The organism is Micromonospora sp. URMC 106, assembly GCF_051386395.1.
Taxonomy (GTDB): domain Bacteria; phylum Actinomycetota; class Actinomycetes; order Mycobacteriales; family Micromonosporaceae; genus Micromonospora.
Window position 1 is genome coordinate 14155 of the sequence record NZ_JBPQTP010000081.1, and the last position, 16524, is coordinate 30678.

A 16524-nucleotide genomic window follows, 5' to 3' on the forward strand; every position below is an offset into this window, starting at 1 on the left:
CGCGCCGCGAGGTCGGGCCTTGCCGGCCGGCGGCACAATGGCGTGATGCCCGTCGTCGAAGCGGTGGTGACCGTCCCGGTGCCACCCGAGCTGGCCTTCGCGGTCTCCCAGACCACCGCGCCGGTGCGCTACCGGTGGGACCCGTTCGTCCGCGAGCAGCACTTCACCGACGGGGCGACCCGGCCCGGCAAGGGGGTGCGCACCTTCACCCGGTCGCGGCACGGGCTGATCATGGTGAGCGAGTACGTCTCGTGGGCGCCGCCGAGCCACGTCGGCATGAAGATGGTGCACGGGCCGTGGTTCTTCGAGATGTTCGCGGGCGGCTGGCGGTTCGCGCCCGCCCCGGAACCCGGCTCCACCGTCGCCACCTGGCGATACAGCTTCCGCTGCCGGCCGGCGTTCCTCCGCCCGGTGGCGGAGCGGATCGGCGGGTGGCTGCTCGGCCGCGACATCCGCCGCCGGATCGCCGGCTACGCCGCCGGCTGCGCGGACCCGGAGGTGCTGGCCGCCGCCCGCCGGTCACTGGCCGCGGACGACGACTGAGCACGGACGGTACGCCGCCCTGCCCCCGCCGCGCATCCCGCGCGCGCCCCGAGGCGCTCAGCCGGCTCGGGGCGACCGGAACACCCTGACGAACGATCACCAGGCGTCGGGGCGCACCACCACCGAGATCTTGGCAGGGAAGGGCCCCTATAGGGGCCGGGAACGTCCAAGATCTCAAGCGGCGGTCCCGTTGCTGACCGAGGCGGCCGACCAGCTCGCCCAGTTCGACGGGCACACCCGGCCGACCGACCTGCACGACCGCTTCCCTCGGCCGGGCGCGTGCCCGGGTGCCCGGGGACGGGCGGGCCGGGAAGGGCGGGCCGGGAAGGGCGCCCGCCACGACGCGTCCGGGCCCGGCGGGGTGGGGTGGGCGGCACAATGTTTCACGTGAATCATGAGCCGGGCGCCGAGATCCACCACACCGACCCGTTCGCCGTGCCAGCCGGGCAGCGCTCCCCCGTACGCCGGCTGCGGGGCCGGCTGGCGTCGCCGGTGACGCTCTGGACGGCGCCCGGGCCGGCGGGCCTGACGGTGTCGTCGACGCTGGTCGCGGAGGGGGAGCCGGACCGGCTGCTCGGCCTGGTCGACCCGGAGTCGGACCTGTGGGCGGCGGTGGAGTCCGCCGGCCGCTTCGCGGTGGCCCCGCTGAACCCGTCGCACCGGCAGCTCGCCGACCGGTTCGCCGGCCTCTTCCCGTCGCCCGGCGGCCTCTTCGCCACCGGCGCGTGGACCGACACGCCCTACGGCCCGGTGCCGGCCGACGCGGGCGGCTGGGCGGGGTGCCGGCTCGACGCCGCCCGCGAGTACGGCTGGGGCCTGCTGGTGGAGGCCACCATCGAGGCCGTCGAGCTGACCGGGGAGACGGACCCGCTGCTGCACTACCGGGGCAGGTACCGCGAGCTGACCTGACGACCGGCGACCGACGGCGTCGACCCGACGACCGTTCGACCGGCCGGATGCCGCTCGGCCTCCAGGTCCCGACATGCCGGTGACCGCTCGACCGGCCCGCACGCGCACCCGACGACCGTTAAGCGGAGTGAGCTGGGTCACTCGGCGCAGCCACCGTGCCGTTCGGCGCAGCCGCCGACCGGCGTCGATCTCGCCCTTCCACGGCGGGGAGCGCACTTTCTACCGTGCGCGAAACTCCCCACGCCTGTGAAGGTGGTGATCCACAAATGTCCACGGACACACCCGCGTCCGCGCCCTCCGCCTCGGCGGCGGACCGGTACCTCGCCGTACAGCGGTCGGACGAGTTCGCCGGGTTGCGTCGCGCGCTGCGCGGCTTCGTCTTCCCGATGACCGTCGCGTTCTTCCTGTGGTACGCGCTCTACGTGATCCTGTCCGCGTACGCGCGGGACTTCATGGGCACGAAGCTCTTCGGCAGCAACATCAACGTCGCCCTCGTCTTCGGCCTGCTCCAGTTCGTCTCCACCTTCGTCATCGCCTGGCTCTACTCCCGGTACGCCGACCGGAAGATCGACCCGATCGCCGACCGGATCCGCGCCGAGATCGGGGAGGTGACGCATGAACACGGTCCTCGCGGCTGAGGCGGGCGACAGCACCGCCCGCAACCTCACCATCACGCTGTTCCTGGTCTTCGTGGCGGTGACCCTGGCCATCACCATCTGGGCCAGCCGGCAGACCAAGACCGCCACCGACTTCTACGCCGGCGGCCGGTCCTTCTCCGGCTTCCAGAACGGCATGGCGATCGGCGGCGACTACATGTCGGCCGCCTCGTTCCTCGGCATCGCCGGCATCATCGCCCTCTACGGCTACGACGGCTTCCTCTACTCGATCGGCTTCCTGGTCGCCTGGCTGGTGGCCCTGCTGCTGGTCGCGGAGCTGCTGCGGAACTCCGGCCGCTACACGATGGCCGACGTGCTGGCCTTCCGGATGCGCCAGCGCCCGGTCCGCACCGCCGCGGCGGTCTCCACCATCACCGTGTCGATCTTCTACCTGCTGGCCCAGATGGTGGGCGCCGGCGCGCTGGTCGCGCTGCTGCTCGGCATCAAGCCGGGCACCACCTTCCTCGGCATGGACGCGGACACCGCCAAGGTCGCCACCATCATCATGGTCGGTGCCCTGATGATCGTCTACGTCACGGTGGGCGGCATGAAGGGCACCACGTACGTGCAGATCGTCAAGGCGTTCCTGCTGATGGGCGGCGCGCTGGTGATGACCCTGCTGGTGCTGGCGAAGTACAAGTTCAACCTGTCGTCGCTGCTCGGCGACGCCGCCTCCGCGTCCGGCAAGGGCAGCGCGTTCCTGGAACCCGGGCTGCGGTACGGCGTCGACACACCCGGCGACGCACTGAAGACCTTCTACAGCAAGATGGACCTGCTCTCGCTCGGCATCGCCCTGGTGCTCGGCACGGCCGGCCTGCCGCACATCCTGATCCGGTTCTACACCGTGCCGACCGCGAAGGCGGCCCGCAAGAGCGTGCTCTGGGCGATCGGCATCATCGGCACGTTCTACCTGCTCACCCTGGCCCTCGGCTTCGGCGCCGCGGCGCTGGTGGGCGGCGAGGCCATCACCGCGCAGGACAAGGCCGGCAACACGGCCGCACCGCAGCTCGCCGAGGCGCTCGGCATCGACTTCCTCGGCGGCGACCTGGGCGGGGCCACCCTCCTGGCGATCATCGCGGCGGTCGCCTTCGCCACCATCCTGGCCGTGGTGGCCGGCCTGACCCTGGCCTCCTCGTCCAGCCTGGCGCACGACTTCTACGCCAACGTGATCAAGAACGGGACGGCGTCGGAGCGGCAGGAGGTCCGGGTCGCCCGGGTCTCCGCCCTGGTGATCGGCGCGATCTCGATCGTGCTGTCCATCTTCGCGCAGAACCTGAACGTCGCCTTCCTGGTGGCGCTCGCCTTCGCGGTGGCCGCCTCGGGCAACCTGCCGGCGATCCTCTACAGCCTGTTCTGGAGGCGGTTCAACACCTCGGGCGCGGTCTGGGCCATCTACGGCGGCCTGCTCTCCGCCGTCCTGCTGGTGTTCTTCTCGCCGGTGGTCTCGGGTGCGCCCACCTCGATGTTCCCTGAGCAGGACTGGCAGTGGTTCCCGCTGTCCAACCCCGGCATCCTCTCCATCCCGTTCGGCTTCCTCTGCGGCTGGCTCGGGACCGTGCTCTCGAAGGAGCACGACGAGGAGAAGTACGCCGAGTTGGAGGTACGCGCGCTCACCGGCGCCGGCGCCCACTGATCCCGGCCCACCCGTCGGAGGGGTCCCCGCGGAGCCGGGGGCCCCTCCGGCCACGCCGGGTGCGCGACCGTGGCGGTGGGTAGGCTGACCGGCATGAACGTTGCTGCGCGCTTCGGCCCCGGTCACCGCATCCTCGTCACGGGCGGTGCCGGTTTCGTACCGTCACACCTGGTGGATGCGCTGATCGCCCGCGGCTGCACGGTGGTCGCCCTGGACAACTTCGTCACCGGGTCCAAGGAGAACGTCGCCCACCTGGCGGACGAGCCGAGGTTCACGCTGGTCGAGGCCGACATCTCCGACGGGCTGCCGACCCATCACCCGGCCCTGGCCGAGCGGTTCGACGCCATCCTGCACATGGCCTCCCCGGCGAGCCCGACGGACTTCGAGAAGCTGCCGGTGGAGATCCTCCGGGTCGGCTCGGTGGGCACCCTGCACCTGCTGGACCGCGCGGTCGCCGACGGCGCCCGGTTCCTGATGGCCTCCACCTCGGAGGCGTACGGGGATCCGAAGGAGCACCCGCAGCGCGAGACGTACTGGGGCAACGTCAACCCGATCGGCGTCCGCAGCGTCTACGACGAGGCGAAGCGCTTCTCCGAGGCGGCGACGATGGCCTACCACCGCAGCCGGGGGCTGGACGCCGCGATCGTCCGGATCTTCAACACGTACGGCCCGCGGATGCGGCCCGACGACGGCCGTGCCATCCCGACGTTCATCTCCCAGGCGCTGCGCGGCGAGCCGATCACCGTGCACGGCACCGGCAACCAGACCCGCTCGATCTGCTACGTGGCCGACCTGGTGCGCGGCATCCTGCTGCTGCTCGACTCGCGGGAGACGGGGCCGATCAACTGCGGCACCGAGCACGAGATGAGCATGCGGCAACTGGCGGAGACGATCGTGTCGCTCTGCGGAAGCAGCTCCGAGGTGACCTACATCACCCGCAGCGCCGACGACCCGGAGATGCGCCGCCCCGATCTGACCCGCGCCCGCGAGCTGCTCGGATACGAGCCGACCGTCGCGCCCGAAGACGGCCTCCGGCGCACGATCGAGTACTTCCGCGAGCGGCTAGGGTAACCGCTCGCCCGGGCGGCGCCGGCAAACGCCGGCTTCGCCTGAAGGCGACAGTGGCCAGACGTACGTACCCTGAGTTACATGTCAGCGACCACGCCCGCCGGTGTTCCGCTCCCGTACCTGCACCGCAGCGCCGGGCGCGCGTCGGTGCCCGGCTCCGGCCGGGACGCCGCCGGCCGTGCCCGGTCGACCGAGGCCCGCTGGTACCCGTCCGCCGACGAACCACGGGCCGGCGGCCCGGGTGGTCCGTCAGGTCCGGGTGGTCCCGGCGGCCCGGGTGGCCCCGGCGGCCCCGAGCGCCCGGGGCGGCGCGGCGCGCGGCCCCGGTGGGGCCGGATCGGCCTGGTGGCCGGCGTGGCCGTGCTGGTCCTCGCGCTGCTGGGCGGGGCGGGCGCCTGGTTCTACGCCCGGAGCCTCAACGAGGACCTGGCCCGCACCGACCCGTTCTCCGAGATCACCGGAGGGCGGCCCGCCAAGGCGGTGGACGGCGCGCTGAACATCCTGCTGGTCGGCAGCGACTCGCGGGACCCGGACGCCCCGGTGGACCAGTCCAGCAAGTGGCGGGCCGACACGATCATCGTGATGCACATCCCGAGCGACCACCAGCAGGCGTACCTGGTCTCCATCCCCCGCGACCTCTATGTGCCGATCCCGGAGAGCGCCAACGCGGAGTGCGGCTCCGGCCAGCGCGGCAAGATCAACGGTGCGTTCGCGTTCGGCGGGCTGCCGCTGGCCGTCCGGACGGTGGAGTGCTTCACGGACGTGCGGCTCGACCACGTGATGGCGATCGACTTCGCCGGCTTCAAGCAGGTCACCGACGCCCTCGGCGGCGTCGACCTGAAGGTCGAGCGGACCATCACCTCGATCCACAAGCCGTACCGGACGTTCACCAAGGGCACCAACCACATGGACGGCGCCGAGGCCCTGGACTGGATCCGCCAGCGCAAGCAGTTCCCGGACGGCGACTTCGCCCGGATGCGTCACCAGCAGGAGTTCCTCCGCGCTCTGATGGACAAGGCGGCGAGCACCGGCACGCTGACCAATCCGAAGAAGCTGAACGACTTCCTCAAGTCGGTCACCGCCGCCGTCACCGTGGACGAGGGTTTCTCGCTGGTCGACATGGCGGTGCAGTTCCGCAACCTGCGGGGCGAGAACCTGACCTTCGTCACCAGCCCGCACGTCGGCAGCCAGACCATCAACGGGGAGTCGGTGGTGGTGTCGGACAAGGAGAAGGCGCTCGCCATGTACAAGGCGATGTCCGCGGACACCATGACCGCGTGGGTGAAGGCCAACCAGAAGACCGACGGCACCGGAAACTGACGCGCGACACCGGAAAGCCGGCCCGCCACCCGATCGACGGACGTCGTCGCGGGTCAAGGGCCGGCTTTCGGCTTTCTGTGCGCCAACCGCCGACCGGTCGTATCGATGTGTACGTTCGGTCAGTTTCCCTGGATGACGGCCGGGACAACGACAATTGACGGCCCGACGAACTACCCAGGATGAAAAAGCGTCCGTAAAGTGATCCCGCCCCCTCACCACGCGAGCTGGAGCACGCATGCCGGTTCAGACCAGCCGTCGCCCTCCGGCGCTGGAGTCCTCCCGCGGCCCCGTACGGGTCGCACCGACCATCCCGACCCAGCCGGGGAAGGGCGGAAAGACGGGCGGCGGGCCCGCGAAGAAGCGGCCGCGCCGCAAGGACCCCCTCTGGGCCCGACTCACCCTGGTCTTCGGCGCCGTGCTGATGATGCTCAGTGGTGTCGCGATCGTCGGCAGCAAGGCGCTGATCAGCGAGGCCACCGGCAACATCGCCCAGCGCAACCTGCTCGGCGACGCGGGCAAGTCGGACGCCGAGGGCGGCGCCACCCTGGACGGCCCGATCGACATGCTGCTGCTCGGCGTGGACGCCCGGGAGCGGTGGGCGGCCGACGACGTCCGGGCGGACAGCATCATCGTGCTGCACATCCCGGCCACGCACGACCAGGCCTACCTGATCTCGATCCCCCGGGACACCGAGGCGCAGATCCCGGCGTTCAAGAAGAGCGGATACCCGGGCGGCGTCGACAAGATCAACGCCGCGTTCCAGGCCGGCGCCCGCAACGGCGGCGGCTGGGAGGGCGGCGCCCAGCTGATGGCGCAGACGATCAAGAAGATGACCAACATCAGCTTCGACGGCGCCGCGATCATCAACTTCGGCGGCTTCAAGAACGTCATCGACACCCTCGGCACGGTGCGCATCTGCGTCAAGCAGGAGGTCAAGTCGATCCACATGTCGTACGTCGACGGCAAGCCGATGTGGAACGCGGACGCCAAGAAGACCGGCAAGAAGATGACGCCCGTCGTACACAAGAAGGGCTGCCGGGAGATGGAGGGCTGGGCGGCGCTGGACTACTCCCGGCAGCGCAAGTCCCTCAAGAACGGCGACTACGACCGGCAGCAGAACCAGCAGCAGCTCATCAAGGCGATGGCCAAGAAGGCCACCCAGGACGGCACGCTGACCAATCCGCTCAAGCTCAACGAGCTGATCAAGGCGGCGGGCAAGGCGTTCATCCTCGACACCGGCGGCGTGCCGATCGCCGACTTCATCTTCACCATGCGCGGGGTGACCGGCAACGACCTGGTGATGCTGAAGACCAACGGCGGCACGTTCCACGGCGACGGCAGCCGGGAGACGCTGAGCCCACAGACGATGGAGATGTTCCAGGCGGTCAAGCAGGACAAGCTCGCCCAGTTCGTCTTCGCCAACCCCGGGGTGATTTCCAGCCGCGAGTAGTGCCCGCGGCGGCGCCGGCCCGGATCCGGACGGGAGCGGCCGGGGCGCGGCAATTCCTGCGAACCGGCCCGGGCCGGCCGATCCGCCCCTAGCCTGACGTGAGAAGGATTCACGTACAGGCCCGCGGGGAGGAGCCACGTCCAGATCGGCGCGCGACGGTCGGGCACGGACCGGGGCCGACGCCCGGGCCGCCCGGCCCCGCCGCGCCCGCTGGCCCCGCGTCCTGCTCGGCCTCGGCCTGGCCGTGGTGCTGCTGACCGGGCTCGCCGTGGTCGGCCTGCGGGCCCTGACCGACCGGTACGAGCGCTCCGTGGTCCGGGAGCAACTGCTCGATCCCACCGCCCGCCGGGAGCGGACCGATCCGGACGGGCCGCTGAACTACCTGCTCGTGGGGACCGACCGGTGGCAGAGCGGCAGCGCGGCGGACCGGCGGTCGGACACCATCCTCATCGTGCACGTGCCGGCCGGCGGACGGGAGGCGTACCTCGTCTCCGTCCCCCGCGACCTGCTGGTCGCCATCCCGGCGGGCAACGGCTTCGGCGGCGGCCAGGACAAGATCAACGCAGCGTACGAGCACGGCGGAGGCGGCGAGCCGGGCACCCGGCTGCTCTCGGCCACCCTGGCCCGGCTGACCGGGATCCGCTTCGACGGCGCGGCCCTGATCGACTTCTCCGGCTTCCGCAAGGTCATCGACCTGCTCGGCGGGGTACGCATGTGCGTGGACACCGAGGTCCGCTCGATCCACACCAACCGGGTCTTCCAGCCGGGCTGCCAGCAGATGGACGGCGGCGAGGCGCTGGACTACGTCCGCCAGCGCTACGACCTGCCCGGCGGCGACTACGACCGGCAGCGGCACCAGCAGCAGCTGCTCCGGGCCCTGCTGGAGCGCACGAGCGAGACGTCGCTGCGCACCAACCCTGTCAAGCTCGACCAGGTGATCCGGGCGGTGGGCGGCTCGCTGACCGTGGACACCAACGGCGTACCGCTGGAGGACCTCGTCCTCGCGCTGCGCGACCTGCCGGCCGACGCGCTGCGCGGCGTGCAGGTGCCGTCCCACCCGCAGACCATCGACCAGGTCTCGTACGTGGTCCTCGACAACGGCGGGAACGGGCTGTTCGAGGCGGTACGCGGCACCCGCGTGCCGCAGTGGGCGCGGGCCAACCCCCGGTGGGTCACCCGACTGTGACGTGCGGGACCGCCCCCCGACGGTGGGCCGGGCGAGGATCTAGGCTTGGCGCGTGTTCGGACCCCAGGTTCCCACCGTGACCGTGACCGAGATCGCCGACGACGCCTACGTGCTCGACGTCCGGGAGGACGACGAGTGGGCCGTCGGCCACGCTCCCGGCGCGCACCACCTGCCGATGATGGAGCTGCCGGCCCGGATCGCCGAGGTGCCCACCGACCGTGACGTCGCCGTCATCTGCCGCTCCGGCGGGCGCTCCGCCCAGGTCGTCGCCTACCTGATGCGCAACGGCTGGGACCAGGTGCGCAACGTCGAGGGCGGGATGGGCGAGTGGGCCGCCGCCGGGCGACCGGTGGTCGCCGAGAACGGGCAGCCGGGCCGGGTCCTCTAGGGCGGACGGGATGGGCGCACCCCTGGTCTTCGCGCACCGCGGCTCGTCGTACGACCTGCCCGAGCACACCCTCGCCGCGTACCTGCGCGCCCTGGACGAGGGCGCGGACGGGCTGGAGTGCGACGTCCGGCTGACCCGGGACGGGCACCTGGTCTGCGTGCACGACCGTCGGCTCGACCGCACCAGCAACGGCACCGGGCTGGTCAGCGCGCGTACGCTCGCCGAGCTGGAGGCGCTGGACTTCGGCTCCTGGCACCCCGGCTGCGTACCGGCCGACGGCGACGAGGTGCTGGACGATTCACACACCCGGCTGCTCACCCTGGAACGGCTGCTCGACGCGGTGCTCGCCGCCGGGCGGCCCGTCCGGCTGCTGGTGGAGACCAAGCACCCCTCCCGCTACGGCGGGGACGTCGAGCGCCGGCTCGTCGCGCTGCTGCGCCGGTACGGCCTGACCGAGCCGAAACCGGACGATCCGGTACGGGTCACCGTCATGTCGTTCTCCCCGCTGGCCCTACGCCGGACGCGGGAGCTGGCCCCCGCGCTGCCCACGGTGCTGCTGCTGGAGGTGCTGCCGCGCTGGCTGCGGCTGGGGCGGCTGCCGTTCGGCGCCCGGACCGCCGGGCCCGGCATCGCCCTGGTGCGGGCCCGCCCGCAGCTCGTGCCCGCGTTGCGGGCGGCGGGCAACCAGGTCTACGTGTGGACGGTGAACGAGCCGGCCGACCTGGACCTCGTCCTGTCCGCCGGGGTGGACGGCGTCATCACCGACCGGCCGGCGCACACGCTGGCGCACCTGGGCCGCTGAGCACGGGACAGGGGTGTCCGGAAGCCGACCGCCGGGGCACACTCGGGGCATGCCGGAGCGCACCGACCTCTCCGCTCTCATCGCCGGCCACACCGCGGTGATCGAGTCCATCAACTCCGGCGACGCCGGCGTCCCCGTCCTCACCCGACTGCTCCTGGTGGTCCAGTCGGCGCTCGGCGCGGCGGGCATGGCATTCGTCGAGTTCACGCCGACCGGCGGCCGGGTGATCGCCGCCACCGGCGCCGCCGAGTGGGCCATCGGCCGCCCCGTTCCGCCCGACGACCCGACGATCGCCTGCCTGCTCTCCGGCCCGCGGGTACGCCAGGCCCGGACGGACCACCTCACCGGCAAGCTCGCCGGTGAGCTGGCCGGGCGCGGCCTGCTCCGGATGGTGGTCTCCCGCGCGGAGATCGGCGGGCTGACCGTCGGCAGCCTGCACGCCTTCCACCCGGGCGGGGAGGATCCGCCGGACCCCGCGCCGCACGACGTGATGAGCTACACCGCCTCCTGCATCGCGCACATGTACGGCGACCAGAGCGGGCTGCCCGTGCACGGCGACGGCCCGGTGGTGGCCGCCCTGTCGGACGGGCTGGCCGTGGTCGACCGGGACGGCAACGTGCGGCTCTGGAACCCCGCCGCCGCCCAGGTCACCGGCCGTTCCGCCGCCCAGGCGCTCAACCGGCCGCTGCCCTTCCCGCTGCCGCCCTCCGGGCAGGTGCTCGACCACCGGCTGCCGGACGGCCGCTGGATCAAGATCACCTCTGGCGAGCTGCCCGGTCCCGGCACCCAGCACGTGGTGACCTTCCGGGACATCACCGACCAGCAGCGGCGCGACCACGACCGGGACCTCTTCGTCGCGGTGACCAGCCACGAGCTGCGTACGCCGGTGACCGTCATCAAGGGCTACGCCGACACGCTCACCGACCACTGGGAGTCGCTGACCGACACCGACCGGCGGCAGGCCGCGCGGGTGATCGGGCAGCGCGCGAACGAGCTGGCCCGGCTCGTCGACCGGCTGCTCGCCTCGGCCGCCGAGGCGGGGCCGGGCGACGAGCCACCCGCCCCGTACGACCTCGGCGACGCGCTGCGCGCGACGGTGACCGACCTGCCGGCGGAGCTGCGGCACCGGCTCGTCCTCGACGTCCCGGCCAACCTGCCCCGGGCGCTCGGCCACCGGCCCAGCCTGGCCACCGTGCTGACGGAGCTGTGCACGAACGCCGGCAAGTACTCCGCGCCCGACTCCCCCGTCGAGATCACCGCGGAGGCCGACGGGGCGACCGTCGCCTTCCGGGTCAGCGACCGGGGCATCGGCATCCGGCCCGAGCACGTGGAGCGGGCGTTCGACCGGTTCTGGCAGGGGGAGTCGGGCGACCGCCGTCGCTATCCCGGAGCAGGTCTCGGCCTCTATCTCGTCCGCCGGATCGTTGAACAGCAGAATGGCTGGGTATTCCTCCGGCCGAGGGCCGGCGGCGGTACGGTCGCAGAGGTGCGGCTGCCCCGCGGGTGACCGGCGACGGGTAGCGGGGCGTGAAGGGGCGAAGGTGTCGACGGGAGCTGCCGAACGGGCATGGTGCGTGGTGGTCCCCCACCACGCCACGGGGGCGCGGCTGGCGCGGCACCGACTCGCCGACGAGCTGACCGGCGTCGTACCCGCGCCGCTGTTGGCCGACCTGGTCGCGGTCCTGGCGGAGCTGGTCGGCAACGCGGTCCGGCACGCCGACCCGCTGCCCGGCGGGGTGGTCCGGGTGGCCTGGCGGCTGCGCACCTCGGCCGAGGGCCAGCGGGTGCAGCTCCGGGTGACCGACGGCGGCGCCGCCGCGGGGCCGCGGATGCGGACGGCCGGCACGGACGCCGTCGACGGCCGCGGCCTGCACATCGTCTCGGGGCTGGCCGACCGTTGGGGTGTCGAGCGCGACGGCCTGGGCCAGAGCGTGTGGGCCGAGTTCGACCCGGCCGACGTCACCCGGTCGGACCTGGCCGTGGCCGGGTGACCGGCCGGGACAGGCGGGTCCCGCCCCCGCCGGGCGGTCCGGGCCTCTAGGCTGTGTCGCCGTGAGCAAGCGTCGAAAGAGCCAGCGGGCCGCCGAAGCCACCCCCAAGCGGGAGAAGGTGCGCGACATCTTCGTGCCCCGACCGTTCGAGGGGCTGACCGACGAGCCGGAGTGGATCGCCCTGCGCGAGCTGGTGCCGGCCGCCTCCGCGCCGCTGCGGCTCGCCCCCGCCCTGGTCGAGGAGTTCGGCGACCGCGAGGTCGTCCTGGCCACCGTGCTGCCGATGGCGGCACCGGCGATGACGAAGCCGGACGGGCGGGTCCTGATCGGGCTCCAGCGCCACCAGCAGTCCGGCGACGTCTCCCGGGACCTGGCCGAGGCGCTGCTCTGCGCGCTGCGGGCCGAGCCGGGCGGCCCGGTGTCCGTGCCGCCGCTGCCCGGGCCGGGCCCCCGCCTGCAGGACGTCCTGGTCGACGGCCCGCTGGAGGTCACGATGCACGACGGGTTCGAGTTCTGGCTCGACCCGGGTGCCGGCGACGACCCGAACGTGCAGGCGTCCCTGGAGCGGGCGAACGCCGCGATCTACCCGACCGTCCGGCTCGCCGCCGCCCCGGCCGCGTACTGGTGCCAGGTGCCGGAGAAGGCGCACGTGCGCTGGGTGCTGCCCGACGACGAGGACGCCGCGCTGGACGCGCTGGCCCGGCTGAGCGTGGCCGGCACACTGACCCTCGGCGAGAACACCCGGTTCGCCGGCATGTTCCGGGCACACGGCCGGCTGGTGCCGGTCTGGGACCTGCCGGAGGACGTCCCGGCCGCCGACTGGGAGCAGCCGGTCGCGGAGTTCGCGAAGCGGTACGCCGAGGCGCTCGCCGACCCCGCCCCGCTGGACGGCGCCGGCCGGCGCGCCCGCCACGGCCTGCTCGGCCGCCAGCTCACCCTGCGCTGATCCGCCCCGCGCCCCCGCCCGGCGTCGGCAGGGGCCCGGTGCCCGCGACGGCCGGAAGGGGGCCCGCCCGCCACCGGCGGACCGGCTGACGCCGGCTCCCCGGCGGCCCCGAGGCGTCAGGCAGGCGCCCTTCCCTCCCCGCCGAGCGGTTCGCGGACCAGGGGGCAGGACATGCAGCGCGGTCCGCCCCGGCCGGAACCCAGCTCGGAGCCGGCGATCGGGATGACCTCGATGCCGGCCCGCTCCAGCTGCGCGTTGGTCTCCGTGTTGCGCTCGTAGCCCACGCAGAGTCGGGGCGCGAGGGCGAGGGTGTTGTTGCCGTCGTCCCACTGCTCGCGTTCGGCCGTGACCGGGTCCAGGCCGGTGTCGATCACCCGGAGCTGGTCCAGGTCCATCGCGTCGGCGGCGGCCCGCAGGAACGGCGCCGGGCCGTCGACCCGCGGGTCCTCGCCGTCCGCCCCGGCGATGACCGTGTACGCCGACAGGGTGTGGGCGATGTTCGGATACATCAGCACGGCGTCGACGTCCACCATCGTGCAGACGGTGTCCAGGTGCATGGTCGCCCGCTCCTGGGCGATCGGCACGACGAGGATGGTGTGCGCCAGCCCCGCGGCGAAGACCTGGCGGGCGAGGCGTTCCGCACCGGCCGGGGTGGTCCGCTCGCCCACCCCGACGGCCAGCACCCCCGGCGCGAGCAGCAGCACGTCGCCGCCCTCCAGGTGCTCCAGCTCCGGGTGGTAGACGAACTCGGTGCCGGCGAAGCGCGGGTGGTGCCGGTAGATCGCGTCGGTCAGCGTGGTCTCCCGCCGCCGGGCCGGCATCGCCAGGCTGGTCACCCCGACCCGGTCGCCGATCCACACCGAGGAGTCGCGGGTGAAGAGCAGGTTCGGCAGCGGGTCGATGACGAAGTCGTGCCGGTCCATCAACGTGTAGACCAGGCCGCCCGGCCGTTCCCGGCTGACCCGCAGTTCCTCGTGGGCCAGCCCCGCGATCAGCACGTCGGCGAGCGCCACCGGGTCGAGGTACGCGAGGTGGTCGGCGACCCGGGCGCGCAGCGAGTCGCCGAGCCGGGGGGAGCGCAGCACCTCCTCGGTCAGCTCGGCCCGCGCGTCGGCCACGGCGAGCGTCTCGGCCAGCATGGTGGCGAGGTAGAGCACCTCGACCCCGCGCTCGCGCAGGGCGGCGGCGAAGGCGTCGTGCTCCTCCTGTGCGCGCCCGACCCAGGGGATGGCGTCGAAGAGCAGCGAGTCGTTGTTGCGCGGGGTGAGCCGGGCGAGTTCCGGGCCCGGCCGGTGCAGCAGCACCGTCCCGAGTCGACCGACCTCGCTGTCCACGTAGTGGGTCACCATCGCAGCGTAGGGCAGGGTTTGGCGGCATCCGATAAAACAGGGGTGGATGAATATGGCATTCATCCGCACTCACTCCGGCGTTCCAACTTGCCGACACGGGGGACTGGCAACGTAGGGTAGTGAGGACATAACTTCGAGGGACCTTTTGCCGGAGGTCGCGATGACTGTCTTTCCCGCTCGTCGAGCCGTACCGTCCGCCCGGGCACTGCCGCCCGCGGCGGTGCCACACCCCCGGGTGGAGTCGCCGGGGGTGCTCACGCCCGTCCGTCCGTCCCCGTTGGAGTGGGCCCGCCGCCGGCGGGCGGAGCGGGGCGCCCGACGGTTGGAGGCGGCCGGCGCGCGGGCCCTCGGCCAGCTCGACCACCTCGGGCCCGCCTGGCACGTCATCGAGTGGCCCCGCACGGACGCCTCCGACCTGCTGCTCGAGCACGAGCGCGACGAACGCGCCGGCTTCCTCGCCATCGGGCCGAGCGGGCTCTTCGCGGTCACCATCGCCGACCACGGCCGGGCCCGGGTGCTGGTGGCCGGCGACGTGGTCCAGATCAACGGCAAGCGACCGCCCTACGTGGCGGAGGCCCGCCGCGACGCCAAGCGCGCCAGCAAGGCGCTCTCCGACGCGGTGGGGCTGCCGATCCCGGTGACGCCGGTGCTAACGTTCGTCGGTTCCGGCGTCATCAGCGTCTACGGCCTGCCGAAGGACTGCCTCATGGCCACCCACCGCGAGCTGGACCGTCTGCTCGTCGCCGGGGGCAGCCGGATCAGCCCGGCCACGGCCGAGAAGCTGTCCCGGGTCGCACAGCACCCGGGCACCTGGATGAACGGCACCTACCGGCCGGCCGCCGACTACCGGTGGTACGAGGACGGCCGAACGGCCGCTGACAAGCCGGCCGGCCGGCGGTAACGTCACCGGCGACGCCACGCGGCCCGGGCGCCGGTCGGCACCCGTCGGTCGCGCCGTCGCCGGCCGCCCGGCCAGGGCACCCCACCACCGGCGGCCCGGTGACCGCAGCGCGGTCGGCGACTTCCGCGACGACCGGCTAGCGTGGACAGACCGTCGGTGTACATAGGAGGCGCGGTGGCCCACGTCGAACTCTCGCTCTCTGAAGTGTTCGTGCCGACGACGGGGACATCGACAGAGCAGGGGTCCGACAACTTCGAGCGGTGGTCGTCGACCGTCTCCCACGCCGATGAGCCGTGCCTGCTGATCGACGCCGAGACGAGGGTGGTCGCCGTCTCCGCCTCCGGTTGCGAACTGCTCTGCCTCGGCACGCCCGAGGACGTGATCGGCCTGCCGCTGCTCGGTGGCGGGCTCCGGCTGCTCGACTTCACCGCCAACCCACGCGAGCTGACCGAGCAGGAACGCGACAAGATCCCGCCGCTGCTCGCCCTCTCCTCCGAGCGCCTGGCCCGAGGGCTGCTCCGGGTCCAGGGCGCGTCGGCCGACGCGCCGGACGCGACCGTGGACGCCATCTCCACCCCGGTGCTCACCGACGGGTCGGTCGCCGGTTCCCTCACGTTCTTCTCCGAGGTCTGACCTGCGGCGGGATGTGGTGTTCGCCGCACGCGGCGAATCTGGGGCGGGCCCTCGCCGAGGCCGTAAGGTGCCCTCATGCTCGATATCGCTCTGCTGCCGGGGGAGTACGCCGTGTGCCGGATGGCCGCCGGCTCCGCCCTGCCGCCCACGCTGCCGGGCGGGCTGAGCGACGGCGACGTCGTCACGGTGAGCTGGACCGCCGACGGGATCTCCCTGATCTGCCCCGCCGACCGGGTGCCCGAGCAGGCCGCCGTCGAGACGGCCTGGCGCTGCCTGCGGGTCGCCGGGCCACTCGACACGGCGGTGAGCGGCACCCTCGCCGCGCTGGTGGACCCGCTCGCCGCGGCCCGGGTCAGCGTGGTCGCCTTCTCGACCTACGACACCGACTACCTGCTGGTCCCCGCGGTACGCCTCGGCGAGGCGACCACCGCGCTGGAGCGGGCCGGCCACCGGGTCCTCGCCTGACCTTCACCCGGCCGCCGGTTCCTCCTAGGATGGGCTCGGCCTCCCGGCCGCAGTGACGCTCCCCGATGTCCCGAGGATCGGCCCGTGCCGCCCACCCCCTCGCGCCACGCCGCCCCCGACCGCCCGTCCGGCATCCCCGCCCGGCGCGGTCGGCTCGCGGCCGCCGTGCTGCTGGCCACGTTGCCGGTGACCGGCTGCGGCACCCCGCCCGAGCTGCGGCAGGCCGCCCCGACGGTCGCTCCCACCCGCGCCACCGTCCCGCCCCCGGTCGGCACGCCCTCCCC

16 protein-coding genes and 2 pseudogenes are annotated in these 16524 nt (G+C 73.0%); 17 read left to right on the forward strand and 1 reads right to left on the reverse strand.

Features of this window, described 5'->3' with window-relative positions; genetic code table 11:
* The first annotated feature begins 45 nt into the window (after positions 1–45).
* The 13 genes and pseudogenes from ACSNOB_RS22595 to ACSNOB_RS22655 all read left to right on the forward strand — a co-directional run bounded on the left by ACSNOB_RS22595 (position 46) and on the right by ACSNOB_RS22655 (position 12892).
* On the forward strand, positions 46–543 hold the full coding sequence (locus ACSNOB_RS22595) for an SRPBCC family protein (protein ID WP_436688444.1): 498 nt from the start codon (positions 46–48) through the stop codon (positions 541–543).
* Between the two features lie 372 nt (positions 544–915).
* Positions 916–1452 (forward strand): annotated as a pseudogene (locus ACSNOB_RS22600) (flavin reductase family protein); the annotation flags it as partial.
* 266 nt (positions 1453–1718) lie between these two features.
* Positions 1719–2090, forward strand: a complete 372-nt coding sequence (locus tag ACSNOB_RS22605; RefSeq protein ID WP_393108477.1) for a DUF485 domain-containing protein — start codon at positions 1719–1721, stop codon at positions 2088–2090.
* The gene (locus ACSNOB_RS22610; RefSeq protein WP_436688445.1) at positions 2068–3741 is read left to right on the forward strand and encodes a solute symporter family protein; all 1674 of its coding nucleotides are present in this window, start codon (positions 2068–2070) and stop codon (positions 3739–3741) included. Before ACSNOB_RS22605 ends, ACSNOB_RS22610 begins: the two co-directional genes overlap by 23 nt.
* A 93-nt stretch (positions 3742–3834) precedes the next feature.
* Positions 3835–4812, forward strand: a complete 978-nt coding sequence (locus ACSNOB_RS22615) for a UDP-glucuronic acid decarboxylase family protein (protein ID WP_436688446.1) — start codon at positions 3835–3837, stop codon at positions 4810–4812.
* Positions 4813–4890: 78 nt separating this feature from the next.
* A complete protein-coding gene (locus ACSNOB_RS22620; protein ID WP_436688447.1) occupies positions 4891–6129 on the forward strand; it encodes an LCP family protein in 1239 nt (412 codons plus the stop codon).
* 235 nt (positions 6130–6364) lie between these two features.
* Complete coding sequence (locus ACSNOB_RS22625) at positions 6365–7579, forward strand: LCP family protein (RefSeq protein WP_436688448.1); 1215 nt, start codon at positions 6365–6367, stop codon at positions 7577–7579.
* A 247-nt stretch (positions 7580–7826) separates the two neighbouring features.
* On the forward strand, positions 7827–8765 hold the full coding sequence (locus ACSNOB_RS22630) for an LCP family protein (protein WP_436688449.1): 939 nt from the start codon (positions 7827–7829) through the stop codon (positions 8763–8765).
* Between the two features lie 52 nt (positions 8766–8817).
* Positions 8818–9153 carry a rhodanese-like domain-containing protein gene (locus ACSNOB_RS22635; RefSeq protein WP_436688450.1) on the forward strand — a complete coding sequence of 112 codons (336 nt, stop codon included), beginning with the start codon at positions 8818–8820 and terminating at the stop codon, positions 9151–9153.
* Positions 9154–9163: 10 nt separating this feature from the next.
* Positions 9164–9955: a glycerophosphodiester phosphodiesterase gene (locus ACSNOB_RS22640; RefSeq protein WP_436688451.1), complete on the forward strand. Its 792-nt coding sequence runs from the start codon at positions 9164–9166 to the stop codon at positions 9953–9955.
* 49 nt (positions 9956–10004) lie between these two features.
* Positions 10005–11462, forward strand: a complete 1458-nt coding sequence (locus ACSNOB_RS22645; protein WP_436688452.1) for an ATP-binding protein — start codon at positions 10005–10007, stop codon at positions 11460–11462.
* A 67-nt stretch (positions 11463–11529) separates the two neighbouring features.
* On the forward strand, positions 11530–11946 hold the full coding sequence (locus ACSNOB_RS22650; protein ID WP_436688457.1) for an ATP-binding protein: 417 nt from the start codon (positions 11530–11532) through the stop codon (positions 11944–11946).
* 61 nt (positions 11947–12007) lie between these two features.
* The gene (locus ACSNOB_RS22655; protein ID WP_393108459.1) at positions 12008–12892 is read left to right on the forward strand and encodes a DUF5926 family protein; all 885 of its coding nucleotides are present in this window, start codon (positions 12008–12010) and stop codon (positions 12890–12892) included.
* 116 nt (positions 12893–13008) lie between these two features.
* Here ACSNOB_RS22655 and ACSNOB_RS22660 read toward each other — a convergent pair whose 3' ends face one another.
* Entirely contained in the window at positions 13009–14241 is a 1233-nt protein-coding gene (locus ACSNOB_RS22660) for an arginine deiminase (protein ID WP_436688453.1), read from the reverse strand.
* Positions 14242–14401: 160 nt separating this feature from the next.
* Here ACSNOB_RS22660 and ACSNOB_RS22665 point away from each other — a divergent pair, with 160 nt between their 5' ends.
* The 4 genes and pseudogenes from ACSNOB_RS22665 to ACSNOB_RS22680 form a co-directional block, all read left to right on the forward strand.
* Positions 14402–15142 (forward strand): hypothetical protein, encoded by a 741-nt coding sequence (locus ACSNOB_RS22665; protein ID WP_393108455.1) that lies wholly within the window; start codon positions 14402–14404, stop codon positions 15140–15142.
* 174 nt (positions 15143–15316) lie between these two features.
* Positions 15317–15775, forward strand: coding sequence for a hypothetical protein (locus ACSNOB_RS22670; protein ID WP_393108453.1), 459 nt, complete (start codon positions 15317–15319; stop codon positions 15773–15775).
* Positions 15776–15850: 75 nt separating this feature from the next.
* Positions 15851–16240 carry an ACT domain-containing protein gene (locus ACSNOB_RS22675; RefSeq protein WP_436688454.1) on the forward strand — a complete coding sequence of 130 codons (390 nt, stop codon included), beginning with the start codon at positions 15851–15853 and terminating at the stop codon, positions 16238–16240.
* A gap of 84 nt (positions 16241–16324) precedes the next feature.
* Positions 16325–16524 (forward strand): annotated as a pseudogene (locus ACSNOB_RS22680) (hypothetical protein); the annotation flags it as partial.